General features: G+C 34.6%; 39 protein-coding genes. 33 read left to right on the top strand and 6 right to left on the bottom strand.

Annotated features, from left to right (window positions below; genetic code table 11):
• Positions 1–18: 18 nt before the first annotated feature.
• A complete protein-coding gene (locus tag KUA55_RS10375; protein ID WP_218326121.1) occupies positions 19–210 on the top strand; it encodes a hypothetical protein in 192 nt (63 codons plus the stop codon).
• A 203-nt stretch (positions 211–413) separates the two neighbouring features.
• Positions 414–611, top strand: coding sequence for a hypothetical protein (locus KUA55_RS10370; RefSeq protein ID WP_218326120.1), 198 nt, complete (start codon positions 414–416; stop codon positions 609–611).
• Here the strand turns inward: KUA55_RS10370 and KUA55_RS10365 are convergent.
• On the bottom strand, positions 594–950 hold the full coding sequence (locus KUA55_RS10365) for a hypothetical protein (RefSeq protein ID WP_218326118.1): 357 nt from the start codon (positions 948–950) through the stop codon (positions 594–596). The genes KUA55_RS10370 and KUA55_RS10365 overlap by 18 nt on opposite strands.
• Positions 951–1019: 69 nt before the next feature.
• Here KUA55_RS10365 and KUA55_RS10360 point away from each other — a divergent pair, with 69 nt between their 5' ends.
• From KUA55_RS10360 to KUA55_RS10300, 13 genes are all read left to right on the top strand, one after another.
• Complete coding sequence (locus tag KUA55_RS10360; protein ID WP_218326117.1) at positions 1020–1202, top strand: hypothetical protein; 183 nt, start codon at positions 1020–1022, stop codon at positions 1200–1202.
• 15 nt (positions 1203–1217) lie between these two features.
• Positions 1218–1460, top strand: a complete 243-nt coding sequence (locus KUA55_RS10355) for a hypothetical protein (protein ID WP_218326116.1) — start codon at positions 1218–1220, stop codon at positions 1458–1460.
• Between the two features lie 18 nt (positions 1461–1478).
• The gene (locus tag KUA55_RS10350) at positions 1479–1901 is read left to right on the top strand and encodes a hypothetical protein (RefSeq protein WP_218326115.1); all 423 of its coding nucleotides are present in this window, start codon (positions 1479–1481) and stop codon (positions 1899–1901) included.
• Positions 1902–1912: 11 nt separating this feature from the next.
• Entirely contained in the window at positions 1913–2602 is a 690-nt protein-coding gene (locus KUA55_RS10345; protein WP_246601466.1) for a hypothetical protein, read from the top strand.
• A 249-nt stretch (positions 2603–2851) separates the two neighbouring features.
• Positions 2852–3634, top strand: a complete 783-nt coding sequence (locus KUA55_RS10340; protein WP_218326114.1) for a rolling circle replication-associated protein — start codon at positions 2852–2854, stop codon at positions 3632–3634.
• Positions 3635–3639: 5 nt separating this feature from the next.
• The gene (locus KUA55_RS10335; RefSeq protein WP_218326113.1) at positions 3640–4008 is read left to right on the top strand and encodes a hypothetical protein; all 369 of its coding nucleotides are present in this window, start codon (positions 3640–3642) and stop codon (positions 4006–4008) included.
• Entirely contained in the window at positions 3947–4474 is a 528-nt protein-coding gene (locus KUA55_RS10330) for a Holliday junction resolvase RecU (RefSeq protein ID WP_218326112.1), read from the top strand. The genes KUA55_RS10335 and KUA55_RS10330 overlap by 62 nt, the downstream gene beginning before the upstream one ends.
• Positions 4461–4706 (top strand): hypothetical protein, encoded by a 246-nt coding sequence (locus tag KUA55_RS10325; RefSeq protein ID WP_218326111.1) that lies wholly within the window; start codon positions 4461–4463, stop codon positions 4704–4706. Before KUA55_RS10330 ends, KUA55_RS10325 begins: the two co-directional genes overlap by 14 nt.
• 23 nt (positions 4707–4729) lie before the next feature.
• On the top strand, positions 4730–4966 hold the full coding sequence (locus tag KUA55_RS10320; RefSeq protein ID WP_218326109.1) for a LexA family protein: 237 nt from the start codon (positions 4730–4732) through the stop codon (positions 4964–4966).
• Complete coding sequence (gene ssb, locus KUA55_RS10315) at positions 4956–5456, top strand: single-stranded DNA-binding protein (protein ID WP_218326107.1); 501 nt, start codon at positions 4956–4958, stop codon at positions 5454–5456. Before KUA55_RS10320 ends, ssb begins: the two co-directional genes overlap by 11 nt.
• A 14-nt stretch (positions 5457–5470) precedes the next feature.
• Positions 5471–5668: a hypothetical protein gene (locus KUA55_RS10310; RefSeq protein WP_218326106.1), complete on the top strand. Its 198-nt coding sequence runs from the start codon at positions 5471–5473 to the stop codon at positions 5666–5668.
• 43 nt (positions 5669–5711) lie between these two features.
• A complete protein-coding gene (locus KUA55_RS10305; RefSeq protein WP_218326105.1) occupies positions 5712–6710 on the top strand; it encodes a tyrosine-type recombinase/integrase in 999 nt (332 codons plus the stop codon).
• Between the two features lie 241 nt (positions 6711–6951).
• Positions 6952–7173, top strand: coding sequence for a hypothetical protein (locus KUA55_RS10300; protein ID WP_218326104.1), 222 nt, complete (start codon positions 6952–6954; stop codon positions 7171–7173).
• A gap of 70 nt (positions 7174–7243) precedes the next feature.
• Here the strand turns inward: KUA55_RS10300 and KUA55_RS10295 are convergent, their stop codons facing one another.
• On the bottom strand, positions 7244–7657 hold the full coding sequence (locus KUA55_RS10295; protein WP_218326103.1) for a hypothetical protein: 414 nt from the start codon (positions 7655–7657) through the stop codon (positions 7244–7246).
• A gap of 430 nt (positions 7658–8087) precedes the next feature.
• Here KUA55_RS10295 and KUA55_RS10290 point away from each other — a divergent pair, with 430 nt between their 5' ends.
• Entirely contained in the window at positions 8088–8246 is a 159-nt protein-coding gene (locus KUA55_RS10290) for a hypothetical protein (RefSeq protein ID WP_218326102.1), read from the top strand.
• 119 nt (positions 8247–8365) lie between these two features.
• On the opposite strand, the gene KUA55_RS10285 is transcribed toward KUA55_RS10290, so the two are convergent.
• Both KUA55_RS10285 and KUA55_RS10280 read right to left on the bottom strand, forming a co-directional pair.
• The gene (locus KUA55_RS10285) at positions 8366–8569 is read right to left on the bottom strand and encodes a hypothetical protein (RefSeq protein ID WP_218326101.1); all 204 of its coding nucleotides are present in this window, start codon (positions 8567–8569) and stop codon (positions 8366–8368) included.
• A gap of 275 nt (positions 8570–8844) precedes the next feature.
• Complete coding sequence (locus KUA55_RS10280; RefSeq protein ID WP_218326099.1) at positions 8845–9051, bottom strand: hypothetical protein; 207 nt, start codon at positions 9049–9051, stop codon at positions 8845–8847.
• Between the two features lie 1507 nt (positions 9052–10558).
• On the opposite strand from KUA55_RS10280, the gene KUA55_RS10275 reads away from it, so the two are divergent.
• Together KUA55_RS10275 and KUA55_RS10270 are read left to right on the top strand one after the other, a co-directional pair.
• On the top strand, positions 10559–10789 hold the full coding sequence (locus KUA55_RS10275; RefSeq protein ID WP_218326098.1) for a hypothetical protein: 231 nt from the start codon (positions 10559–10561) through the stop codon (positions 10787–10789).
• 60 nt (positions 10790–10849) lie between these two features.
• Positions 10850–11275, top strand: coding sequence for a transcriptional regulator (locus KUA55_RS10270; RefSeq protein ID WP_218326097.1), 426 nt, complete (start codon positions 10850–10852; stop codon positions 11273–11275).
• Positions 11276–11887: 612 nt separating this feature from the next.
• On the opposite strand, the gene KUA55_RS10265 is transcribed toward KUA55_RS10270, so the two are convergent.
• Positions 11888–12280, bottom strand: a complete 393-nt coding sequence (locus KUA55_RS10265) for a type II toxin-antitoxin system HicB family antitoxin (protein ID WP_218326095.1) — start codon at positions 12278–12280, stop codon at positions 11888–11890.
• A 60-nt stretch (positions 12281–12340) separates the two neighbouring features.
• Positions 12341–12523 (bottom strand): type II toxin-antitoxin system HicA family toxin, encoded by a 183-nt coding sequence (locus tag KUA55_RS10260; RefSeq protein ID WP_218326093.1) that lies wholly within the window; start codon positions 12521–12523, stop codon positions 12341–12343.
• A 100-nt stretch (positions 12524–12623) separates the two neighbouring features.
• Between KUA55_RS10260 and KUA55_RS10255 the strand changes: the two genes are divergently transcribed.
• The 15 genes from KUA55_RS10255 (at position 12624) to KUA55_RS10185 (ending at position 26525) form a co-directional block, all read left to right on the top strand.
• A complete protein-coding gene (locus KUA55_RS10255) occupies positions 12624–12950 on the top strand; it encodes an HNH endonuclease (RefSeq protein ID WP_218326092.1) in 327 nt (108 codons plus the stop codon).
• Positions 12934–13140 carry a hypothetical protein gene (locus tag KUA55_RS10250; protein ID WP_218326090.1) on the top strand — a complete coding sequence of 69 codons (207 nt, stop codon included), beginning with the start codon at positions 12934–12936 and terminating at the stop codon, positions 13138–13140. Before KUA55_RS10255 ends, KUA55_RS10250 begins: the two co-directional genes overlap by 17 nt.
• A 350-nt stretch (positions 13141–13490) precedes the next feature.
• A complete protein-coding gene (locus KUA55_RS10245; RefSeq protein ID WP_218326089.1) occupies positions 13491–14012 on the top strand; it encodes a phage terminase small subunit P27 family in 522 nt (173 codons plus the stop codon).
• A complete protein-coding gene (locus KUA55_RS10240) occupies positions 14003–15790 on the top strand; it encodes a terminase large subunit (protein ID WP_218326088.1) in 1788 nt (595 codons plus the stop codon). The genes KUA55_RS10245 and KUA55_RS10240 overlap by 10 nt, the downstream gene beginning before the upstream one ends.
• A 2-nt stretch (positions 15791–15792) precedes the next feature.
• Entirely contained in the window at positions 15793–17028 is a 1236-nt protein-coding gene (locus KUA55_RS10235) for a phage portal protein (RefSeq protein WP_218326087.1), read from the top strand.
• 33 nt (positions 17029–17061) lie between these two features.
• Positions 17062–17793 (top strand): head maturation protease, ClpP-related, encoded by a 732-nt coding sequence (locus tag KUA55_RS10230; RefSeq protein WP_218326085.1) that lies wholly within the window; start codon positions 17062–17064, stop codon positions 17791–17793.
• Between the two features lie 2 nt (positions 17794–17795).
• Positions 17796–18926 carry a phage major capsid protein gene (locus KUA55_RS10225; RefSeq protein ID WP_218326084.1) on the top strand — a complete coding sequence of 377 codons (1131 nt, stop codon included), beginning with the start codon at positions 17796–17798 and terminating at the stop codon, positions 18924–18926.
• Entirely contained in the window at positions 18896–19186 is a 291-nt protein-coding gene (locus KUA55_RS10220; protein ID WP_343214719.1) for an Ig-like domain-containing protein, read from the top strand. The genes KUA55_RS10225 and KUA55_RS10220 overlap by 31 nt, the downstream gene beginning before the upstream one ends.
• A gap of 13 nt (positions 19187–19199) precedes the next feature.
• Positions 19200–19550 carry a head-tail connector protein gene (locus tag KUA55_RS10215; protein ID WP_218326082.1) on the top strand — a complete coding sequence of 117 codons (351 nt, stop codon included), beginning with the start codon at positions 19200–19202 and terminating at the stop codon, positions 19548–19550.
• Positions 19540–19875 (top strand): phage head closure protein, encoded by a 336-nt coding sequence (locus tag KUA55_RS10210; protein WP_218326081.1) that lies wholly within the window; start codon positions 19540–19542, stop codon positions 19873–19875. The genes KUA55_RS10215 and KUA55_RS10210 overlap by 11 nt, the downstream gene beginning before the upstream one ends.
• A complete protein-coding gene (locus KUA55_RS10205; RefSeq protein ID WP_218326080.1) occupies positions 19876–20238 on the top strand; it encodes an HK97-gp10 family putative phage morphogenesis protein in 363 nt (120 codons plus the stop codon).
• Positions 20235–20603, top strand: a complete 369-nt coding sequence (locus KUA55_RS10200; protein ID WP_218326079.1) for a hypothetical protein — start codon at positions 20235–20237, stop codon at positions 20601–20603. Before KUA55_RS10205 ends, KUA55_RS10200 begins: the two co-directional genes overlap by 4 nt.
• Before the next feature lie 16 nt (positions 20604–20619).
• On the top strand, positions 20620–21207 hold the full coding sequence (locus tag KUA55_RS10195; protein ID WP_218326078.1) for a major tail protein: 588 nt from the start codon (positions 20620–20622) through the stop codon (positions 21205–21207).
• Between the two features lie 34 nt (positions 21208–21241).
• Positions 21242–21604: a phage tail assembly chaperone G gene (gene gpG, locus KUA55_RS10190; protein ID WP_218326077.1), complete on the top strand. Its 363-nt coding sequence runs from the start codon at positions 21242–21244 to the stop codon at positions 21602–21604.
• 211 nt (positions 21605–21815) lie between these two features.
• Positions 21816–26525, top strand: a complete 4710-nt coding sequence (locus KUA55_RS10185; RefSeq protein ID WP_246601465.1) for a phage tail tape measure protein — start codon at positions 21816–21818, stop codon at positions 26523–26525.
• Positions 26526–26580: the final 55 nt, after the last annotated feature.

Below are 26580 nucleotides of genomic sequence, written 5' to 3'. Positions count from 1 at the left end.
CAATTGAGGAGGGACAAAATGGAAAAACCAGTTTCTATTACTGCTGAGGTACAAGGTATAGACGAAATAACTAAGAAGGTCGAGAGATATATAGAATTATTAAAAGAAGCCAAATCGTTGGCAGACGAATTAGCTTCTACAGAATTTGAGATTACTTTAGGTGTAGATTCTTGGAATCCAGTGGTTGACCACATTTCGGACAATTATTAGTTGAAGTAGTCAGGGTAATTTTTTCAGAGCAATTTGGACAAGATATTTCAATACCTTTAGTTTTTTATAGTTTATTTGTTTCTTTTTTGACTAACTTTTCAATATCCATATTTTCCACCTCGCTTTCCAAGTCAGTATATCACGAGGTGAAACAGAAATTATATGACTATTGAAGACTGATTGGGATCATAAGGAGGATTTTCATGAATCAAATATCAGCAGACTTAATACACCGAGCAATTGATTTACTAGAAAGTATAGCAAATAGCCTTAGTACTTTGGCAGAAGAAACTAAGGCTAATAAAGAATTGAAACAAACTCTCATTTCTAATGTTGATGGTTTACAAGAATCAATCGAAAAGATGAAAGAAGATCCCTTTGATTTAGATAAACGGAATTAGCGATTTAATTTTAATAGCAAAATCCAGAGCCTTGCCAGCATCATCTTTAAATTTTGATTCCATCAAGGCAATAGCATCTGTAGAAAGCGAAATCATAATCATCGAATTTTCACTGTAGTCTAAGCCTGTTATGAAATCTTTCTTTCTCAGTTCCCTACAGGTGAATAATGTATCTTCAAGTGTCCACTCTTTCATTAGGGTTTCGTGTATAACTTTTACACTATTAAATGATATAGCTTGTTTTTTTGGAATCTTATCTTTCCTTCGCGAAACATATTCTTTGTACATTGAAGAAACAAGATATTTAGCATCATTTGTTAATGAATCTAAGGAGAGCATATTTTTCACCTCACTATCTAGAGAGAGTATACCAATAACAAGGAGGATAAATCCGTGAAAAGAATATTTATGTTTAGAAGAATTGGTCTTTTATTGTTCATGTTGGTTATCGGAGCGTTATTGACCGGCAGCGTTCCTACTTGGCTAAAAATAGTTACTTCTATTTTGGCATTTGGCCATCAATTAATTTACGTAGAAATATCTTATGAAGCTAAGCGTAAATTCTTCCATGAACAAAATACGTGTACATAAAAAGGGGAAGATTAAATGTTTAAGAAACAGGAAATTGAAATAAATGTAGAAAAAAATTATGCAAAATCAGTAATTTCTAAGATTAAAAACATTCTCTGGAACAATTTTGATACAAATGCAGAGATTGAGAACTATTCATTTTCAAATGATGAAAATCAAGTAGTCAAATTCTACTTTATTTCTTCAGATAAGCAGTTGGAGGATTTAAAAAAATCAATCAGAGAAAATTTTTATCTGGTATTAATCATCAAAGCATAAATGAAGGGAGGTGGAATGATGAAAAACATTAGTTTAAATCTATCTGAAATTAATGAAGGTGCAGCACAAGAAAAATTTGAATACGAAATGGAAAAAGTATTTGAAAATATTTTGGATAAAAATACTGAAGCAACAAAGAAAAGGACAGTAACATTAACTGTTGATGTCATACCAGACAAAGAGCGTGAGTTAGTTGTTCTAAATATCAGCAGTAAAAGTAAACTTGTTCCCCGTGACGAAACTTCAACCAAAATACTTTTCGGGAGAAATAGTAGTTCTGGATTCATTGAAGCTAGTGAGCTTGTTTCTGGTGTAAGAGGTCAGTTATTTATGGACCCAGATGATTTAAAAGTTAAAACAGATGTTGGCGAACCAGTAGAAGAAATAGAAGAGCAAGAAAAAAATGAAGTAATAGATTTTAAAAAAAGAAGAAATAACTAGGAGGAAAAAGTATGTCAGAAAATATTAGTGAAGCTTTAGCTTATGCCGTTGAACTGCGAGAAAAGCAAGAAGTCATTTTTAAAGAAGAAGGAAAAACTTTTTATGACACAAGTAAAGCCAGTTTAAGGGAGTTATTTCCGAAGAAGTATGCAGGGACATTAGAAGTAAATTCACTAACAGGGTTGATTCAGTACTTACAATCAATGTTTGACCAAGATGCAGACAAGCCCGCTTCATTAATCATTCATGTGGAATCACCAACAAAGGTTTCTGTATTAGGAAAATTAGATGAAGAGAGAAGACGTGAAAGTCTAATTGCAGCAACTGCTGAACTTGATGTATTTCCATATAAGAATTTCCTTGATCAAGAACGTTTCAAAATTAATATGATGGCTCTTTTTGACCGAACAGATGATGCAGAGGCTATTTTAGCATTTGCAAGTGCTATCAGATTAGAAGGTAGTTCAGATTTAAGAGATGATGGAATTTCTCAGATGGCGACCGTCAAAACAGGAACTAGTACGGTGGGTGATGGTGTGGTTCCGAGTCCAGCTGTATTAAAACCATACAGAACATTTTTAGAAGTGGATCAACCAGAAAGCAGTTTTATTTTTAGAATTAACGACCGTGGAGATTGTGCTTTGTTTGAGGCTGATGGTGGCTTATGGAAGAGTACTGCCTACTGCCAAGGATTCTGTTAAAAAATATTTGGAAAGTAACTTGAAGGATTTAGTCGATAAAGAAGTTATCACAGTAATCGCATAAAAAAACTGCATGTACCAGCATGCAGTTAAACGAAAAATTAAATAATTTTCCAGAAATGAAAATATATATACCTACAGTATAGCATTTCTGGATATTTTTTTCAAAAAAACACTGAACATCAGTGTTTTATCGTCCTTGTAATAGGTACTAACACAAGAGCAGAAGAAATATCAGGAGTGGCATCTATGTTTATTCAAGAGAAGAGATTGTCAATAGATGACTATCAAGAAGTAGACATCATTCCTTTATCCAACACTAGCAGAAAGAAAACTAAAAAAAGAAAAGAAATATTACCTCGACCAGCACAAGCTAATAATAATGATAAAAGAAGTAGGCGATATTTTGGATTACTAGCAAAGGGTAATTTTAAAAAAGGAGACTATTATGGCACCTATACATTTTCAAAAAAGTATTTACCAAGTAATCCAGAAGAAGCAAAGAAGATCTTTAAAGATACTTTTATTCGAAAAGTAAGATATCAATTTAAAAAAGTTGGTAAAGAATTAAAGTACTTGTTTGTGATGGAGTATCAGGAAGATGAGGATGGGAATTCTATTGAACGGATTCATTTTCATTTTTTAATGTGTAGTGGTATTAGCAGGGATGTAGTTGAAGACTGCTGGTCAGTTGGTAGGGGAAAGAAGAAGGAATCGTTAGGCAGGAGAAATACAAAACTCATTCAGCCAGATTCTGACGGAATTCAAGCTTTAGTGAACTACTTGAAAAAGAAGCCTCGTTGGAAAAAAGGAGTAAAAACTTGGTCTGGTTCAAGGAATCTAGAAAAGCCTGTAAAGCAGGTTAATAATAATAAATACTCCAGGAGAAAAGTTGAAAAATTCAGCTTATCCAATGACTATGGATTCGATTACTTTGAAAAAGAGTATGCCAAATACCATATAACAAGTATTGAACCTGTCTATAACGATAGAAAAGGTTGGCATATCTATTTACAAATGATTAAGAGGTGAGATTTATGAAAACGAAATACTATTTGATAGCTTGTTTAGACAAAGAAGACAAGATTCAGGAAATAAAAGAATATTACCTACTGATTAGACTAAATTTTCCTTTTCTGGGTACTTTCAAGATGGATAAAGAAAACTGGACCATTAGTAGTAGCAACATAGTTTTCATGTTTAAAGACATCAATGAGATGCAACATATTCATAGTGAGTTTAAATGGACTGAGATTGCAGAAAGTAAGAAATTCGAAGATTACGCAAGTTTTGATTCTAAAACCAGCTATAACACATTTTTAGGTATGATCGGAGGAGCTAGGAGTGGAAAAATACTCAAGAAGCTTTCAAAGCAACGTAAACAATCAAATAGGAAAGCAATTTGAAGAATTAATTCTTGCTGGATGTCAGTATTACCGGCAAAAGCAGTTAGCAGAGATTAACCGCATTCCAGAACATTTCCGTGTGGTAAAGACAAATAGGGATGGTTCTTTCTCAGGAAGATTTACCGGGTTAGCTCAACCAGATTTTTCTGGCACATTGCAGGGAGGAAAATCAATTGTTTTTGAAGCTAAAGCGACAACGAATGATCACATAAAACAAAGTGTGATTTCTAAAGAACAAAAGAAGAAACTAAATTATCACTATATCAACGGTGCATTAACTGGTGTGTGTATTCGAATTAAGAATATATATGCTTTTATACCATGGAGTGTATGGTGTGATATGAAAAAAAGATATGGGCGTTTATATATGACTGAGTCTGAAGCAAAAGAGTTCGCAGTTAAAACACCTGGGTTCATAGATTTCCTGAATTATCAAAATGAGGCAATTACCTATGAAACTTACTAGAAAAGAACTGGAATTGGAATTTAGAAATTTTTGTTCTCTGGTTGGATGGTGCATATTCAAAGTGGTTCCCAACGTTAAGAATAAAAAACAATTACAGTCAGTAGTTTTTGATCCAGATGGTAATAAAATTGACCTTATCATTACAGAATCTGGAAGATATGTCCAGTTGCTAGGGGATAAAAAGTATGAAGAAATTAATCAGAAAAAAATGATAGATGATTGCAAAGCCTAATTGGAAAGAACAAGGAGGATTATATGTTAACAGAACGACACATAAAAATATTGACATCTATAAATGACTTTTCTTGCTTATATGGCTATCAGCCGACAACAAGGGAAGTGATGGAAAAAATGGAAATAGCTTCAACTTCTACTATGTTTGGACATCTTCATCGATTGAAAGACAAAGGATATCTAGATTTTATTAAGCAATCACCGCGAACCCTACATTTAACTCAGAAAGGCTTGAGGGTAATAGCAGATGATAAATAATACTGTATTGATTGGTCGTCTCACGAAAGAACCTGATCTAAGATACACAAGTAGTGGACAAGCAGTAGCTACATTTACTTTAGCAGTGAATCGTAATTTTACAAACCAAAGTGGTAATCGTGAAGCAGATTTTATTAATTGTGTCATTTGGCGGAAAGCTGCAGAAAACTTTGCGAACTTTGCTAAAAAAGGTTCGTTGGTTGGAATTACTGGACGGATCCAAACGAGAAATTACGAGAATCAGCAAGGACAAAAAGTATATGTGACTGAAGTAGTTGTAGATAGCTTTCAGATGTTAGAACCTCGGACAGCAAATGACCAACGTCAAAACAATTCTAATATGGATGCAAGTGACGGTTCTACTAGTAAATATAATAACGAGCCAAGTAACCAGCAGTCAACTGAGGACAATAAGCCAAATTTTGATCTAGAAGATGATCCATTTGGTAGTGGGAAAATTGATATTTCGGATGATGATTTACCATTTTAGGAGGTGAGACAAGGATGAATATTTTAGATGTTTTTTGGGAAAATGTAGACTGGCATCGAAAAAATAAAAAAATACCTTGGTATGAGCTTGTTGGAGGAAACAGTGGTCTTGCAACGTCTCACAAATTGAATGTTTCCTTAAAAAGAGCGCAAGAAATAGCAGAACTCCTGGACATTGATGACTATGCAATTTTGTTTGAACCATTAGACTAGCTAACTAAAAACGAACAAACAAAAGCAAATAGGAGGGACCATCATGGAACCGACTGAAAGATTCATAGATTCTGTAGTCAGGGGAATGGATTCAGAGCTAGAAGTGGATCAGTTAAGAAAACTAAAAATAGTTTTGACATTAAACTTGAACAAGTACCAAATTGAAGAGTCAAAAAATGACTTAATTATTTACGATGAAACAAGTGATATAGCAGCATACAAGCAATACTTCGTCAGCAAAAAATTGCAAGGGCTGTCTCTAGGGACTTTGAATCTGTACAAGTCCACAATTGATAGATTCATGAGGACTGTAAGAAGGCCATTTGCGGATATTACAACAAATGATATTCGGATGTTCATCGCGAATCGAAATATGATCGATCATATCTCTAGTGCCACTTTGAGCCGAGAACGTGGGTGCATTTGTAGATTTTTTACTTGGTTGTACAAAGAAGAATATCTGTCGAAAGACCCTGGGTTAAGGGTTGAGGAAATAAAAGTAGAAAAAAGAATCAAAAAAGCTTTTACGCCGATTGAGATTGAACTTATGAGAAATGCGACTACTAGCTTAAAGGAAAAGGCAGTAATTGAGCTGTTACTTTCTACAGGTTGTAGAGTAAGCGAGTTAGTGTCATTCACCTTAGAAAACTATGACCGGGACCGTGGGACGATTCCAGTCATCGGAAAAGGCAACAAAGAAAGAATTGCATTCGTTAATGCAAAAGCGAAAGTTGCCATTGATAATTATCTAAATAAATCGGGGCATAATAGCGGGCCGATTATTCAAGGGCGTAAACAAGGAACGCCAATGGATGTATCTAGCATTCAAAAAATGATTTCTGTTATTGCTGAAAGGGCGAATGTGAGGCATGCTCATCCGCACAAGTTCAGGAGGACAGCCGCAACATTGGCATTAAAGCACGGAATGGACATTAACGATGTACGGATATTTCTTGGCCACAGTTCCATGAACACAACTTTACAATATCTTGATTTGACAGGCGTAAATTTTAAAGAAATTCATGACAAGTATTTGGGTTAATGACTCTATAAGCGGAAGAAATAAACGACTAGAAAGGAAGAAGAAAACATGAAATATAGTCAACTGGATCATAAAAAAATGTGGGTTGAAAAGTTGGAAAGCGATCTATCAGAACTCGAATCATTAGGATATAGCAAAGATTCTAAAGTGTATAAGTCAGCTGTAAAACGGACTGACAAAGCTCGAAAAGAACTAAATAGTAGTCGGTAATCGAAACATTTTGCGGAATGAGGTGAATATAGTGAAATATGTTTGGGCAGTAAATATTACCCCCAACGAATCAAACTTACCTAGCTTATATAGTTCAAAAGTTAAGGCACAAAGGGGCTTCGAAAGCGAAGTGATGTTTGGAAAAGAACAAGGTTATGAGGTTAATGTGAACAATGATCGTACAGCTTTTCACTATGGTGATGAAACCGAACAAGCTACAGTAGGTGAACTTTTTAAAATGCGAATTCAGTAAAAAGACGGATTTAACAGAAAAACTGTTCTAAAAATTATTTACAGAGAAACTAGCAAAGTGAGATGTCTCTTTATCTTTTCTTTTTCCAAAGTAAATCAAACTGTTTAAGTTTATCTCGTCCACATATAATCATATATTTTTTGTTTTTTATTTTATCGTATATAACTATAGGGTAATAGGTGAGCTGTCTATATCCAGAGACCTTATTTCCATACGTCAATTCAATATTCTTAATGCTAAATATACGACGTTTAAAATTACCTATATTATAAGTGATTAATAAAGTTTTATGAATCTCAATAACAGTAAAACTTTTGTAAAGTAAAAACGATTCAACGAAAATCATAGAAGGAAAGAATAGCCAATACAAGGCACTATTTGAGTATCCTGCATGGAATGAAAAAATACTCCACCAAAGTAAAAATAATATACTTAAAGAAAAAACGATTACAGATTCCCAACTCCAAATAGTGATTTTTTTCATATTTAGCTCCTAATTAATTCAATATAATTTTTATGATGTATTTTAACAAATATACGACGGTAAAGAGGGGACATTTTTTTGATTCATATTTTCACCGATAACTAAAAAGTGTATCAAATTGGACGAAAAAATAAAAGTCCGTAAACGACGGATATTGTGGAATCAAAAAACAGCCAGGGGGAAGACTGGCTGCTAAAGGAGGAGCTGTGATAGCTCAAGAAAATAAAAATAAATTTGAAAAAAATATTTATTAGGTTGTTTAGATTATAGATTCAATAAGTTAATTTACAAAGACTTAAGTTTGAATATTTAAAGAACAAGCGTTATAAGCCTTCCATATCAACATTTTCAATTTTTTTGTTTTTTAGAAATATTTGATAACAGTTGTTACACGGGAAAGATAGCTGAAATGAGGAAGAGGGATATTAGAATGACAATCAACGATCTACTGAAACGATTGAAGCCAGAAGATTATGACAAAGTAATTATATTTGAAGACTTAGATGGTGGCTGGTGCAACATCAATTTATCTGGTAAGAAATATTGCATCGTGTTACAAGCAGATAAAAATGTATTGTTTGATGATTAGTCCGCTAACCACCAAGATTGCGGAATAAACTAAATAAAGTACAGACGTTGATAAAGAAATTTAATATCTATAAAAAAGCCCACTGTATTTAGTGAGCTAAAACATCATAGGTAAAAGGCCTATCTTTTATTTACTTTTTTTGCTTTCAACAATATCGTAACCATCAAAATTAATCCAATAACGACAAAAATGATTCCGATTAGTGCAATGTAAAAAGTTAATAACTTTGGTGCACCAGATAATTGTGTAAAGCTAGAAATAACGGCTAAAAAAATCCCGATGCTACAAAAGGAATTCCGTAAACGACCATACTTTTTCTCCATAAATTCAACCTCCAAGTCTTTTTTCTTAAAGTATCATTATATAACGATTAGAATTTGGAAATCAACCATATGTTTGATGTATCAGAGGTGTTGGATGTGTTGATAATTAAACTGATATGTAGGAAATATCAAAATTATTAACAGATCAAGATATATAACATACTTTGAACGCGAAAAAGGTGGACTAAGTAAGTATGTAAACTCAGCCTTTTACGGAGAGGATTATGGAAATATAAAAAAGTCATTTAATAAAATAATGGGCAAACCTATTTTATTTATGAGAATTCCAAGAACATAATATCAGACCCATAAATAGTTATTTGTGTATTTCCAAAAAAATTATAACTTAATTTTGGATTTAAAAAGAAATCATCTAAATTTTCGCCTAGTATTGTTTGAAGTCCTTTTTCTGAGTAAAAAGATATTTTTTGAAAATTTTGTAATTCGATGTAAGAACCGACCTTCAAATTAATAGTTAACATATGTGCACTCCATCCTTAAATTTTAGTGAGTTGTTTATTATACTAAAAAAAGCAAAAAAAAAACTTTTTTAAGTATTTTTTTAATTAATCTGATTAAAAAATAATATTTCAATAAATTTTTTACCAGAAATGAATAAAAAAACGTTTTTTTGTATAAAAAACAGTTTGACATGTGCTTTCAATAAATAAAAAACTAAATAATTAGTAAATATTGGAGTTAGTAAAAGAAAGAAGATATCAAGATTAAATAGTTTGTTTAATCAAAATAATATATAAGAGCATCCAACAGGGCTATTCCGCTAACGTCGGCTTTTACAGCAAAAGACCGATGACGAGAGTTAAGTCATCGGTCAGCGAGCCTAGCAACAAGAAAAGTTTGAATTTGTAAGCATATGAAAAGGATTGGTGGCTCGTGTATATGATAACACAAAAAAGACCGTTACTCGGAGAGAGATAACGGTCAGTAAACCTAGCAATATGACAAGTCTGAATTTGAAAGCAAAAAAAAAGGTTTGCTAGGCTTATTAATATGATAGCACAAAAAAAGACCGTTGAGCCAAGAATCAACGGTCAGGCTATGGAGACATCCGATCAAGGAAACATGGCTTAAATAATTATATCATAAAAAGACCGCCAGTATAGGTGGCGGTCAATGGGCTAGAACAAGAATTGAAATTTAGGAGATTGCAGCAAAAAGTTCTAACTCAAATTCTATTTTACAATAAAAAGAGGCAGCCGACCACTGGCTACCTAAAGATAATTACACTTATCTGTTTCCGCAGACTTAAATATTTTAGCAAATAAAAATACCAGCCACAAGTTGTGGCTGGCGTGGAACAAAATGAGAAAAGTTTATTGGTTAATTTATTTTAGCATAAAACGCTTACAAAGTATAGAAGAAGTGTGCGAAAAGTCGAAATATAGTGATAGTTAATCAGTAAACGTCGGCTTTTACAAAAAAGACCGTTACTCGGAGAGAGATAACGGTCAGCCTTTGAATGGTTTAATCAAAATATGGCTACAATTATTATATCACAAAAAGACCGCCGGGATAGGTGGCGGTCAATGAGTCTAATTATGTAAAAGTAAAAAGCTTTGGGAGAATTTTACATTAAAAATTAATTAGGCTCGAATTAGATTATACAATAAAAAGAGGCAGCCGACCACCGGCTACCTAAAGATAATTACACTTGTCTGTTTTCCGCCAGACTTGTATATTTTATCACTAAAAAGACCGTGGCGATAGGGTTCCACGGTCAATAAGTCAGGTATTCAAATTTGTGTCAGAAAATAACCTAACTTGAAAGCATATTACAATAAAAAAAGGCAGTTGACTAGCAACTACCTTCGTAAGCGTTCTGTCTAGTTTCCGCTAGACAAAATTATTTTATCAAATAAAAATACCAGCCACAAGTTGTGACTGGTGTGAGAAAACGAGAAAAGTCCATGAGATCTTTTCTAGATTAATTCTACCATAAAATGTTTACAAGATGTAGGAGGCAAATAAATGAAAGTAACCAGCAAAAATTGGGGTAAATCCATCAGGGAGTTACAAGAACCATGTGAATATTGCGAAGGTTCTCCAAGATTATACGAGCAAGTGGGTGACCTGACAGTAGATCAAGTCTACCAAACTATAAGGGTGATGGTTTATCCAGAAGATAAAGAACCAACGTGTATGTATATAAGAATGAAGTATTGCCCGATATGTGGGCGAGAATTAAAAAAATTAAATTAGTCCGCTACGTATTCTGTTTCTGAATACAAAGAATATTAATTAATCAGGAGGAACGGCATCTTGGGAGAACTTAGTAAAACAAAACTTGCAGATTTAGAGGAAGACTTTAGATCATACAAAAATATACCTAAAAAAATTGCAGAGGCTTTGGTTGCGAAAGAATGGAAACCAGAAGATGCCAATTCATGGATAAAGGGCTCTCAGACACATACTGAAAAAGCATTAACAGATATGATTAAACGCGAGGACAATAAGAGTTATCTATATTATTCGAAGTTATATGCTGACATTACTAGTGCTTACGAGAGCTTAAATACGGAGTTAAAGGATATTGTTGATATATATTTTTGGGGTGACTCTAATTATATGAGTTGGGTAGATATTGGAAAAATGACATACTGCTCTACGGCTGGTATCTATAAAAAACGGTATAAGATACTAGAAGCTTTGGCTTACGAAAGAGGTATTTTGACAAAAGTAGAATAAAAGCGATAGTTTTCTACCTTGTCAATAGCCTAAAATAGTATTATGGAAATTTCCAATAAGGCATCAAACAACATCCGTCAGAAATAATTACTGTCTTATCTACTACAGCGGATTAATTGTTTGGTGCTTAAATTACTAAGGCAGCTAAACCAAATTTAAAAACAGAAGGCGAGGAAATTCTGTTTCTAAATAATTCTATTTTCTACACTGCTGTCTTAGTTGTTATTGTGGTGTTAAAAAAATATGAACTGAAACTTTCATATTAACAATATGTGTGAAGCATTAAAAAATCAGATGTATGATCAACTATTTTTAAGTACAAAAAAATAAAAAAGGAATGCTAGCATAGCAATACCCGCACTGAGTATAAACAGGGATAGTAATTTTTTTCTATTTTTCAATAAATTATATATTGATATTAGTATTAATAACAAACTCATTAATACCAGTATCAATAAAATTATTACAACAATCAATACTCCCGTGCCTAGTCCCATAAATATAGTTCCTTTTAAATGTCATTAATTTTTTATTTGGTACAAATCATTATACACAATTTAGATCGCTTAGGCGGTCTTTTTATTTTGTAATAAAAAAGAAGCCTAGCAAATGCTAGACTCCTAATCTTTCCTTTAAAGCTTCTGTTAATGCTTGAGAGAAATTAATACTTTGTTCTTCTGCTTTAGCTGCTAATTCGGCTGGGACAGTTACGTTCTTTCTAACATATTTCTGGAATTCTCTTTTCTTTGCAGAAAGATTTCCAGATACAATTACTACAAACGAATCATCTTCAACCTTAATATCTTTTAAGTTAGATGGTTCGGGCAAATTCTTATTATCGTAATTCATTTCCGCTAACACATCACTAGCCATTAAGAATGAATCTTCTAACCCATGACCTTCAGTAAAGGTATTAGGTAAATCAGGGAAGGAAATAAAGTAAGCATCGTTTGAATTATGCAATGGTTTAAAAATCGCAGGGTAAGCTATAAATTTATCTGACATATATATACATCCTTTCTTTTTGAATAGAGATGAAACTATGGTTAACAAACTGGCTAGGGCTTATTTAAGCCCTAACTGTTTGTATATTGCTTTGGCAGTAAAGTCGTCAATCTCTTTATGCCTTGGTATCGGAGCTGTTAAGTTGTTTTGTGGATTTATTAGTTTGGCATGTCGACCACCGTGTTCATTAACAACTATGCCTTTCTTTTTTAAATCCTTTAACAAGTCTCTTCGTTTAACCAATAGTTCCATCTCCTTTCTATATTTATATAATACACCTGATGCGTATTGAAGTCAATAGATTTACTATTCTTTTCGCACTATTTTTTTTAAGGAGGTAAGTATGTTGGCGCATATATGTAAAGGTAACTCATCAGATAACATAGCCAAACTTTATAAGACTCATCGATGGCAAAGACTGAGAGAAGTAATAATCAGTCGTGACTATGGTTTGTGTCAAGAGTGTAAGAGAAGGGGCATCATAACAAGAGGTGTGGTTGTCCATCATGTAATAGAAGCTAGAGAGGATATAACTAAGTTCTGGGATAAAGATAACCTAGAGCTTGTTTGTCTTGCTTGTCACAATAGGGTGCATCCAGAGAAGTCTGGAGGAGAAAAGAAAATAAGAACTAAAAGAAAGGTAGTGAAGTTTTATGCAACAAAAGAATAACGGGGTACAGCTTGAGTGGCTAGACAATGCTATATCGGTACTAGAGGGCATTAGAAGTAATGTCAAGGATGGACAAGCCTTTATCATTCGAGCAGATATAGATAGAGACAATGAATTACCTGATTCAGATGGAACAGAAGAAGTTAAAGTTGTTATTGACATAACTTATCAAGCTTTCAACAAAAAGTAGAAAATTTTTTAAAGTGGGGATTAAAGACTACCCCCCTCCCCAAAATAATAGCAAACTGGGGGTCGGAAAGAACGGTGTCGTCCTTCCTTCACACAAACACCGCTTTTCAAGTTTTTTGGGAGGTGAAAATTTTCGATAAAAGAAAAAAAGTAGCACGAGTGGTTGTTAAGCCCAAAATATTATATCGATTTATGATTTTAAAAATCCAAATACAGTATTTATTTAACACAGAATGGGCGCAAGTCTCACTAGATTGGTTTTTTTATGATTTACAAAATGATATAGGTAAGTATTTTAGAATTACAACGACTTTCGAATGATAATAGTCAAAAAAGGAAGAAGGTGAGATTATGCCGCAACCAGCAAAGAGCGCAAAATTACAGTTATTAAATGGAAATCCGAATAAAAAAAATACTTCTGAGCTTAAGAAAAGAGCGGCTGCTGAGCAAAAAATGAAGATGGCAATAGATAAAGTTAAGCCTCCGAATTGGCTCGATGCCACGGGTAAAGTTACCTTCAATTTTATCGCTGAAGAGTTGTTACTAGTAGAACTAGTTAGTAATCCAGATATCCATCTTATGGCCTTATATTCAAGTTGGTATTCTCAATACATTTCCTTAGAAAAGCAATTACGAAAACTACGAAGAGAGTACAAACTAAACTATGAGATAGCAAAAGCAGAAGCTGAATCCAATGGAGAGCCTTTTAATGAACCAAATGAATTGATAGGAAATCCGTTATCAAGACAGATGGATACAGCTTCCCGTAATTTACGAACACTGGCAAATGATCTTGGCTTATCACCTTCTGCCAGAGCGAAGTTAGCGATTAAATTAGCTCAGGATAATGGAGATGATTCAGAATGGACTTGATGAATCTATCTTATTCTGAACTTGAAAAATGGTGGATTGACTATACGGATGAACAAGCTTCTTGGGGTGGCATTTTAGTAGAACCATATCCTGAATTATTGACCACTTGGTACGCTGAACGACTTATTGATGGTTTAATTCCAGCCAGTAAAGAAAATATCTCTGCAGCTAAACGTCATATGTTGGATTTAGAAAGACAGGGAACAGATGGCTTCCCTTGGATTTTTGATGAGGAAGCTGGTCACAGACCTATACGTTTTATTGAAGATAACTGTCGACCAACTGAAGGTGATTTTGAACGATTTATTTTACAACCGTGGCAACATTTCATTGTTGGTTCAATATTCGGGTGGGTGCATAAAGACACTGGTATAAGACGTTTTCGTGAAGCTTTAACTTTTGTTGGCAGAAAGAACGGAAAAACATCGTTAATAAGCGGTCTATCTGCTTATATGCTTGGATATGATCGAGAACAAGGGGCGAATGTGTATGTACTAGCAAATGCTAAAGATCAAGCATCTATCTTATTTGACAAAGCAAAAGAAATGGTGAAACAATCGCCGCTACTAGATACAAAATATAAGCCACAACGATCAGTAATTAAAGATGAAGCTACTTTCTCAAAAATGGAGGCAAGGGCTTCAGATAGCAAAAAGCTTGATGGATTAAATACTCACTTTGCTATCTTTGACGAGATTCATGAGTTTATAAATTTTAAGTTAATCAATGTAATAAAAAAGTCTCGTGGTACTAGAAGACAGCCTTTAATTGTTTATATTACTACAGCCGGTTATGTATTAGACGGACCATTAATGCAATACTATGACAATGCACTTGATTGTTTGGAACATCTTGAAGATGGACTAGACGAACGGGTTTTTTATTTTGTCGCTAAACTTGATGATGTTTCTGAAGCTGACGATCCTAGAAATTGGATTAAAGCAAACCCTAATCTTGGTTTAATGTCATTTGTTGATTTAGTAACTGACTGGAAGACTGAAAGAAATAGCCCACAAGAAAGAGCTGACTGGATTACCAAGCAGTTTAACCTGTTTTCGGATATTGATGAGCTGTCTTTCTTAGACATGCAAACAATAAATAAAAACGACAAGTTAATTGAATGGGACTCACTACTTCATCAGGAATGTGTAGGCGGATATGATTTATCAGAAACACAGGATTTCACTTCTGCTAATTTAGAATTTCCAATATATGAAACTGGGGAAATTGCTGTTTTAGAGCATAGTTGGATTTCACAAGAGCGTTATAACAATGATAATAACAAACAACGGCTAGATTCATGGATTAAAACAGGCGATTTAACAGTGACACCAGGCAATTATGTTGATTACGATTTTGTGTTTGATTGGTTCGTTGAACAGTCGAAAAAATTTAAAATATTAAAGGTTCGTTATGATAGAAGAAACAGCTTAATTCTTAACCAGAAAATGATTGATTATGGATTTGTAATGGAAGAAGCAATTCAGGGATTTATTACGTTAGGTGGTCCAATGAAAGATTTAAAGGAAAGATTTTTGGATGGGAAAGTCATTTTTAATAGTCAAAAAATATTCAGATGGTATTTATCGAATGTAAAACTTGTTCAAGATAGAAATAATAACTGGATGCCTACTAAACAATCTAAAAATAGAAAAATTGATGGTTTTGCTGCCATGCTTAATAGTCATGTCAGTGTGGTAGAGATGTTCGCGAATAAGTCTAAACAAACAGGAAATGTAGAGTTTATTAGTATTCGTGACATGATGAAAGGAGGGTAGAGATGAATAGATTTCAAAAAATTATCAATCGAATGACACCGAGGTTTATCAGGCAATCAGTAATAAAAAACTATCAGACAAATAGCAATTTCAAACAGTGGTTTGGGAAAACTTTTTTCGGTATTGAAAACTCCACGCTGGAAACAAACGAAAATATCTTTTCAGTGGTGTCACGTTTAGCAAACACAGTTTCTAGCTTGCCGTTTAAGAAATACTTGAGCTATGAACAACAATTTGATGAATCGATGGATAAGCTGATGTATTGGCCAAATAATAATCAGACATTAGATCAAATATTCAATGTAATGGAAGTAAGTAGAAATACTAATGGTAATGGATATGCCTTAATTTTTAGGGATATTCGAGGTTTGTTTGAGCAACTAGTACCATTTAATCCTAATTACGTGGAACCGGTACTTGAAGAAACTACAAATGAGCTTTGGTATCGGGTAAATAATAATGGTAAAACCTATTTTTTCCATAATTCAGATATGATTCATGTAAGGCATATTGCTGGAAATGGAAATTGGAAAGGTATTAGCCCGATAGCTGTATTAAAAAATTCGAATGATTTTGATAAAGCAGTTCGAACGTTTTCATTAAAAGAGATGGAATCTATTAGAGATTCATTCATTCTAAAATACGATACGAGCGTTGATGATGGAAAGAAACAAGCCATTATCGATAATTTCAAAATGTTCTATGAAGAAAATGGTGGAATTCTTATTCAAGAACCAGGAGTTACGATTGAGGAAATGAAACGTAACTTTGTGGCTACCGATATGAAAATTACAGAAGGAATTACTAGAGATCGGATTGCTAACGTTTATAACGTGCCAAGTATTTTCTTGAACTCTGATAGCAGTAGTTTTTCGTCTAATGAACAACTGATGCAACTTTTTGTAAACATGACCTTAACACCTATTGTTAAGCAGTATGAACGTGAATTTAACAAGAAAATACTTCTTAAAAACGAACGTGTAAAAGGATACTATTTCAAATTTAACTTAATGGGCTTATTGAGAGGCGATTCAGACGCTCGACAGAAATTTTATCACGGTGGGATTCGTGATGGTTGGATGGTACCAGATGAAGCGAGAATGCTTGAGGAGATGCCTCCTCGTGGTGGTAAAGCTTCCGAGTTATGGATTTCAGGAGATATGTATCCACAGGATATGGACCCTTCTTTAAGAAAATCAAATAATGGCAGTAATCGAGACGTAGTCAAAGAAGACTAGGTCTTTTTATTTTGCCTTGAAAGGAGGGTTGAGATGAAAAAATTTTGGGAAGTAAAACAATCGGCAAATAATTCAGAGGCCGAAATTTATATTTTTGGAGAAATTGTTTCCAGTAAATGGGACGATACGGACACAACAGCAGCAAGTTTTCAAAAAGATTTAAGAAGCCTTGGAGAAATCAGTCAAATTAATCTGCACATCAATTCTCCAGGAGGATCAGTATTTGAAGGTATCGCAATTGGTAATATGTTAAAACAACACAAAGCACACGTTACAGCTCATGTGGATGCTTTAGCAGCTTCTATTGCTAGTGTAATTGTTTCCAGCTGTGATGAGGTAATCATGCCTGAAAATAGCATGATGATGATTCACAATCCATGGACTATATCTATGGGAAATGCCAAAGAGCTACGAAAGCAAGCGGATGATTTAGACCGAATAGCTGAATCATCAGTTATTACTTATCTTGCTAAAGGTGGGGAAAAGTTAACCGAGGAAAAAATTAAGCAAATTATGGATGAAGAAACGTGGTTATCTGCTAAAGAAGCTTATGATATTGGATTATGTAATGAAATAATTCAATCAAATCAAATAGCTGCTTGTGCAAGTGACGAATTATTTGAGTCATATAGAAATGTTCCGGCGACCTTATTACAACAGAAGCAATTTCCTGAAAGAAATGAAGTGACTGATGAACGTAGAAAAATGGCTGAACAAAGTGAGATTAATCTAAATTTATTAAAACAACAATTGGAGGAATTATAAATATGAAAACACTATTTGAACTGAAGCAAGGTTTACTGACAATCGGGGATCAACTAGCAAAAACAGAGTCTGAAATTACAGAGAAAGCTCTGGATAGCTCAGTTACACCAGAAGATTTAAATAAATTAAATGAAACTAAAGCATCTTTGCAGCAACGATTTGATTTATTACAAAAGCAACATGATCAAATGGAAGCAGAACAAAAAGCTAAGTTAGAAAAAGGACAATTTTCAACTTCAGAAGACCCTAAACAAAAGGTTATCGATGCAAAAGCGGAATTAATCCGAAAAACTATTGCAAAGGAAGCTGTTACATCCGATATTCGAGAAGCTTTGGGTGATGATAATACATCTAAAGGTGGGAAATTCTTGCCTAAAACTGTGGCTACAGATATTATTTCTGAACCTACTGTAAAGAACCCATTACGTGAAGTATCAACAATCACTAGTATTCCAAATCTTGAGATTCCTAAAGTAACATTCACTTTAGATGACGATGATTTTATTGCTGATATGCAGACAGCAAAGGAGTTAGAAGCCAAAGGAGATAATGTGGTATTTACTCGTCATAAATTCAAAGTATTTACAGGTATTTCTGAAACAATTCTTTCAGGAACAAATACGAATTTAGTATCTACTGTAGAAATGAATCTGCAATCTGGTGTGGCTACCAAAGAACGTAAAGTCGCTTTTGCTGAAACTCCTAAAACCGGTGAGGAGCACATGAGTTTCTATGATAAAACTGTGGTTAATATCAAAGAAGTTACTGGAGCCGATCTTTATAAAGCAATCAAAGCAGCTATTGCTGATTTACATGAAGACTACCGTGAGAATGCAAAAATTATGATGAAATACGCCGATTACTTAAATATCATTGAAACTTTAGCAAACGGAAATGCAACACTTTATACAGCGCAACCTGAACAAATTTTAGGAAAACCAGTAATCTTTACTGATGCTGCAGTAACACCAGTCGTAGGTGATTTCTCTTATTCTCACTTTAATTACGATATTGGTGCTCTTTATGAACAAGATAAAGACGTCAAAACTGGTATTAATTTATTCGTTGTGACAGCTTGGTTCGATCACCAAATTAAACTAGCATCTGCTTTCCGTTTAGCAAAAAAAGTGTAGCCCCAACATCAGTCACAGGGGTTACGTTGAATAAAACGACAACCTCTATCACGGTGGGGGCGAACGAAACGCTAAATGCTACTGTAGCACCAGAAAACGCTGCAAACAAAAATATCTCATTTAGTTCTAGTGATACTTCAATTGCAACGGTAACGCCGAAAGCAGGAAAGATAACAGGTGTCGCAGCAGGAGTAGCAACAATTACTGTTACAACTGAGGATGGTAGTAAAACTGCAAATTGTGAAGTAACAGTTTCCTAAAGGAGGGTTATCAATGCTTGACCCTAGTAAAGATTTAGAGGAATTGAAATCAGCTCTGAAAATCGAGTATGAAGATGATGATATTGAGATCAAAAGAGCTTGTACCGCCGCAATTGCATATATAAAGGGGGCTATCGGTAGAGATAAGCCCTCTTTTTATACCCAGAATAATGAAATCAGTGAGATGCTGAATTTGGCAGTTATTATGTTAGCAGATCATTACTACAAAGCACGTTCAGCAACTATTGAGTCAACTACTGCAAATGGCACGTTGCGGGAATACGATTTAGGTTTCACCTCAATCTTACTGCAATTGAAGGCAGAATATCTTGTTTATAAAGAGGTTGATCAGGATGGCAGTTAGTAGAACAGGTAAACTAAATAAACGATTAACGTTTGAAAAGAGAAACGGTCATACAGTCGGAGTAAACGGACAACAGGTTTCCAATTGGGAGTCTGTTTTTTCTTGCTGGTTTGCAAATAAGCAAAAATTTTTAAAAGAATTCAAAAATGAAATTGGAACAATTTTTGAAAACACACGGACTATAATTATTCGGCAAAAACAAAAGCAAGCAGTTCAGAATGATTGGCGGATAGTGATTAATAATCAGTATTTTGAAATCATTGAAGTGAATCCGGATGTAGAAAATGATGATTTTCAAGTATTGATCATAAAGAAGGTGGATTAATTGAGTGTAGAAGTAGAATGGAGCAACCTGGAGAAAAACATTTCTAAAACAATTGCCGATGTCGACGGGAAAATTAGACGTAAAGCAGGTAAAACTGCAGGTCTCATGCTTGGCGAACGCCTAGAAGAAAATACTCCAGTTGATAGCCATGGACTAGAAATAGCAACTACGGTAGGACCTGTCCAAGAAAACGGAGATGTTTTAGTAGGTTATGGACGCGGTGCATATTGGCGAGCCCATTTTGTCAATATGGGAACTGAACACCAAACTGGACAACACTTTATTGAAAAGACTGTAGAAACCGAAGTACAAGAAGTGATGCAGGAATATATGAACGAATTGAAATCGGGGTTAGGGATATGAATCCAGTTGTAAAACTGACAGGCGAAATCCTACCGACTATATTTCCTACAGCAAACATCTTTGCATACCGACTTCAAGATGATTATGAGAAGTTATCAAAACTACCAATTATGAAAGTGGAAAACGTTAATGAATCAAATACAGGCTATGGCTCAAATCGATATTCCAGCAGGAGTTATCTGATTCAAGTTATGGTCTTTTTAGATATCCAAAAACAAGATATCGAAAAGTTTAATGATCTACTAGATAGAGGAGTTGAAGAACATGGATTCTTTCTTCAATACGCCGACAATCGTCCACATGAAGAATTTAAACATGTTCAGGTTATTACAAGACAATATAGCTATACAAAATTAAAAGTTTAAGAAAGAAGGAAAAGCAATGACATTAGTAGGATTTAAACAAGCGACTATTCAAATTTTAGATGAAGATTTAAAACCGGTTGCCGGTAAAAAATTTGTAGTTAAAGGTGAAACCAATAAAGGGGCAACAAGCGGCTTTGAAATCACTGGATTATCTCCAGAAGCAGTAAAAGTTTATGGATCAAATGCACCTTATTATGTCTCACAACAAGGTACTGGGGAAGTGGAAGCGACATTTAGTGCTCTAGATTTACCTAGTAAAATTGAACATGAAGTTTTAGGAAGAACATCGGGAACTAATGGTGTTTTCCATGTAGGAGAAAAAACAGTCGCTCCTTATTGTGCGATTTTATTTGAATCTGCAGATTTACGTGGTCAAAAAATTGGAACGGGCTTATATGCAGGGAAATTTAGTAGAGATGCTGTTTCTGCTGAAACATTAAATGGAGATTCATACGAACCAGAAGCCGATGAGTATAAATTTACTCCTATTGCGAAAGTGATTGATAGTGAAAATCAAACTGTTGGATTTGCTGATAGTGATTCTTCATTTGTGGCACTAGAAACAGAATTATTTGGAACAACAACAGAAGGAGGAAATGGTTAGTCGCAATGACTAACCATTTTTTAGGAGGGTTTTTATGTTGGAGCTGAAACAAAATGGAGATATTAAAGTTACTGTAACAATTAACAATAAAAAGAAAGTGTTTTTACAAGATAAAGTGCCTATAAAAAAAGCACTAGCATATACAAGTGGTGAAGCGGCACTATTTGAAAAAGCTTTTAAAGAAGGAAGAACTGGAGCAACAGAAAGTGAACTGCTTGATTATAGGTTACAGTTTCTGGCAGATTTATTTGAGGATGATCAAATTACAAAAGAAATCTTGCTGGATGAATTAGACACACTGGAAATCCCTAAACTTTTTGAAATCATTAATTATCGTGTTTTAGGTAATGAAAAGAAAGAGGAAGAAGAGATTACTACGAACGACCCAAAAGAATAATTTCTTGGTCAGAGGTGCATGAGTCACAATTAAATTTGATTAGAAATATTATCAATCAATTTCCTAGCTGGACTATAAACGATGTCTTAGAAACTGATGTAACTTTCCTTTACCAAGTAATATTTAGTAGATTTGAAAGGCAAAAGCAAAAGAAACAAGTAGTTCCGATGCACGAATATTTTGATCAAATACGATAGAAAGGAGGTAAATAATGGTTCAAAACGGGAAACCCCTAGGACAAATGGTAATAAAGTTGGGTCTTGATTCTTCAGCCTTTTCTGATTCGTTAACCGGTGCTCAAAGAGCAACAAAAACTGCAGTAAGAGAAATGCAAGCAGGGTTTAAAGTTGCCAGTGGTGGTCAAACTACATTAAATTCTTTAGCGGCCAAACAACAAGGCTTAACCAAAGTTATCCAGGCACAGGAGAAGGAACTAGGGTATTTAAAAACAGCATATGATAACACTCTAGATGCCCAAGGGAATGCTACTTCGAAAACTGCTGCTGCAGCTCAAAAATACAATGATGCTCAGGCTAAGTTGTCAGGGTATAAACAAGAGATGATTGCTACAGCAGGATCAATGGCAGAAATGGAAGTTAAAACTCAAGGGTTAACAGGCCAAATAAATCAAGCAAGTGAAAAATTTGCTTCAGCTGGAAAAACGATGCAAAGTATTGGTAGCTCTATGACAAAAGGGGTTACGATACCGATTGCTGCAGGGGCAGCGGCTGTGACTAAAGCTGCAGTATCATGGGAAAGTGATTTTGCAGGAGTAAAGAAAACAAATGATGAAGTTGTCGATTCTACAGGAAAAGTGGTTTATTCTTATAAGGATTTAGAGAATGGTCTTCGTGATTTAGCAACAAAACTTCCGGCGAGTCACAGAGAAATTGCGAATGTAGCAGAAGCAGCAGGTCAGTTGGGAATAAAAACTGAAAATGTAAAAAGTTTTACTAAAACTATGATCGATTTAGGCGAGTCAACGAATATGTCTGCTGAAACTGCAGCAACATCGTTGGCTCGTTTTGCTAATATTACAGGAATGTCACAAAAAGATTTTGATAGACTAGGCTCAGTTATTGTTGATTTAGGAAACAACTTTGCGACTACAGAATCGGAAATTACTGAGATGGGTCTTCGGTTAGCTGGTGCTGGTAAACAAGTAGGGATGTCTCAAGGGGAAATTTTAGGATTGTCTACAGCACTATCGTCAGTTGGTATTGAAGCGGAAGCCGGTGGTTCTGCCTTTTCTAAAGTAATGATTCAAATGCAGTTAGCTGTTGAAACAGGTAATAGCGCCTTTGGAGAATTACAAAGTAAAGCAAGTGACGCAGGCATTTCCATGGACCAATTAACTAATGCCGTCCGGAATGGTGGCAAGGAACAAAAAGAAGTTGCTGAAAAAATGGGGCTAACTTCTAAAGAATTGAAAAAAATGTATGATACAGCAGACAAAGCTGAAACATCATTAGACAGTTTCGCAAGAGTAGCTGGCTTAACTTCCGAAGAATTTGCAAAGTTATTTAAGGAAAACCCAAGTAAAGCAATACAAGAATTTATTGTTGGCCTAAAAGACTCTGAAAAACATGGAACTTCAGCAATTAAAGTACTCGATGATATGGGTATAACAGAAGTTAGACTGAGAGATTCCTTGCTCCGCGCTGCTAATGCCAGTGGTATTTTTGGCGATGCTATTAAAATGGGAAATAAAGCTTGGAAAGAAAATACAGCTTTAACCGAAGAAGCAAACAAGCGTTATGAAACGACAGAATCCAAATTGAAAATGCTGAAGAATGAAGCCGTTAATGCTGCGATAGATATGGGTGGTCCCTTTGTTGACGCTTTAAGATCAGCTTTAGAAGCTGGAAAACCTTTAATTAAAACACTAGGTGATTTAGCAAAACAGTTCAATGAAGCTGATCCTAAAACGCAACAAATGATTGTTAGACTTTTAGCTTTCACTGCAGCAGCAGGTCCAATGCTATCAATTACTGGGAAAATGACTTCTGGTATAGGTGGATTAGGTAAAAGTTTTATTGATCTTTCTGCAAGTATAGCTAAGAAAAAAGCAATCGCTGAATTGTCTGAGCAGTTGATTAATGGGTCAGTCAACGTTAATACATTATCAACAGCACTAGGTGGCGGAACTGCTAAGATAGGAACATTTGGCGCTGCAGCGAGTAAAGCAGCTGGAAGTTCTGGTATTGGTGCTATGACTGCTGCTCTTGGGCCGTTAGGACCGGCAATTTTGGGAATTGCAGGAGTCGGTGGTGCTTTAACATTAGGATATGGTGCTTGGAAACTGTTCGGAGAAGAAGCTTGGAATTCTAGCCAACGTGTAAAACAGTGGGGGACCGATGTAGGAGCGGAAACTGATAAGACCTTAGATAAGGTACAGACAAAAACTCAAGTTGCAAGTGGACAATTTACTCTAATGACCCAAGGCTTTAGTAATGATACTGGAACTATGATTACAAACTTTGAGCAAATTGGAAATACACTTGAAGAAAGTCTGATCAAGAAAATTGAAGGACTTGATAGACTTATCAAAGAATTGCCTGCTTCAGTTGATGATGTTACTTTACAAACATTGAATAATCAAAAATCGAATGCTGAAGATGCTCTTAAAACTATTCAAGAGAATACTGACAGAATATCTGAAATAAAAAAGAATGCTGCAGCGAATGATAGAGAAGTATCGGTATCTGAAGCAAAAATCATTCAAGATCTATCGAGAAATACCACAGAGGCTTATGTTCAAACTTTAGATGTTTCTGCAAAAGAGAAGAAAAAAATATTAGCGGCAATGACAGGTGATGTGGCAAAGGCATCTGAAGATGAGGCTCAATTATGGTTAGAATCTTTGGGGAAACAGAGACGAGCAGCCAATGATGAAACTGAACAGCGAAGAAAAGACTTAGAAAAACAGTTGAAAGAGATGGGCTACAATTTGGAAGGGGAAATTGCTCAATCTTATTTAAAAGCTTGGGACAAAGCAAACGATGCAACAATAGAAGGCTTAGATTCGCAGATGGCCGCGATTACTAGTAAGTACCCTGATTTGTTAGATGTAGTCAATCTGGCTAATGGCGAATTAATTAGTAGTATGGGCGAATCAGGACTTGAGGCCATGAAATATAACGATCAAATTGTTGAGAATGCGATATCTACAGCAGATCAATTATCAGAAAGTGCAAAGAAAAATGCGGACAAATTAAAATGGTCAGCGGATGAATCTAGTAAAGCTGGAAAAAAAGCAGCACAAACATGGAATGATATTGTTTTTGATGAAAAAACTGGTGAAGTAAAATCAAATGTTTCTGAGATAGTTATTGAAGCCACTAAAGATATAACAACTTGGAATAATATGAGATTAGTTATTCATGATGCAAAACTTGATTCGAACGCAAAATTAATCATTGGTGAAGCAGCTATTGCAAATGGTTATTGGGATAGTATGGCTTGGGAAGATAAAAAAGCAATACTAAAAGATGAGTTTTCACAAAATATCTATAAGGCACTTGAGAGTTCAGGAGATTGGAACGAAATGACTTTTGATGAAAAGAAAGCCATTTTATATTCAAACACGCCAGAGACTATGGCTGAAACAATGCTCAGCTTAGGCAAATGGGATGAATATCAACCAAAGATTAAGGAATTAAAAGCAGATAATTATGAATTTCTGCAATCTATTAGTCAATCTGAGGAGAAAATAAAAAGTTGGTCAGCAATACCAGTTGAGACAAAAGAACTTTATGCAGATAACTATGATCTCTTAGAGAAAATATATAGTTCAGAAACTTCCCTTAATCGTTGGAATAGTCTGCCAGATGACGAGAAAAAAATCTTGGCAGAAAATACTGATTTGCTTAGTAAATTAACCACCTCAGAAACAACATTAAACCGTTGGAATCAATTGCCAATTGATCAGAAAAAGATGTTAGCCGATAATACTGACTTGTCTAATAAAATATTTGCTTCTGAACAAAGCTATAATGCATGGGTCACACTACCAGATAATTTGAAAAAAATGATGGGGGATAACACTGATATTATTACAAAACTTAATGACGGAACAATCAAGTTAAGTGAGTATGATGCTAATAATCCATCTTTGAAAACTTTGTTAGGAGATTCCTACAATGTACAAACTGCTGCTAATCAAGGCGAGAATGCAATTAATAATTATAAGAGTACAAATGCACCAGACAAGAATCTAAAAGGTGACTCATCTAACGTCCAAAACGCCTCAAATCAAGGTGGAAGCTCTTTGAGAACATATGATGGCATTAATCCACCTCCTAAAAACCTTAATGCTAATGATAACGCATCTGGGCCGGCTAGAAATGCAACTAATGAAGTCAATGAATTTTCAAAACAAAGAGATAAAGAGGTCACACTTACTACTAGAATTAAGCGTGTATTTGAGTCTATAGGCGAAGCTTTTGGATTCAAAAATGGGACTAATTTTCACTCTGGTGGAGACATGATTGTAAATGATCAAAAGGGGGCTTTGTACAAAGAGTTAGTAGAGTTTCCAAATGGATCAAGAATCATACCAGAAGGTAGGAATGTCTATATTCCAAATGCTCCGAAAGGAACAAAAGTGTATCCTGCAGCAGAAACAAGACGCATGGTGCCGCATTACGCTGATGGGGTTGGTGTATCTAATGACTCAATTCTAATGAGTAATATGAGTAAATTACAAAATGGTAATAGCCTTAAAAATATCAGTTTTTCAAATGATAATCCGCAAATTTTAGCCATATTGAAAGATATTCAAAAGGGATTAACTAAGATGAATTCTGGAGTCAATATAACTATTGAACGTGCAGACTTATCAAATAAGGACTTGATGGATTCAATGTCTAACTATTTGGCTACAACAGTTGAAAGACAACTGAGGGGGAGATTACAATAAATTTAACTAACTATCCTTATTTCCAATATAGAAATAGAAAATCAAACGAGTTTAA

Source organism: Enterococcus alishanensis, from assembly GCF_019218635.1.
In the GTDB taxonomy this organism is placed as follows: domain Bacteria; phylum Bacillota; class Bacilli; order Lactobacillales; family Enterococcaceae; genus Enterococcus_A; species Enterococcus_A alishanensis.
This window is presented reverse-complemented; position numbering and strand designations above follow the sequence as displayed.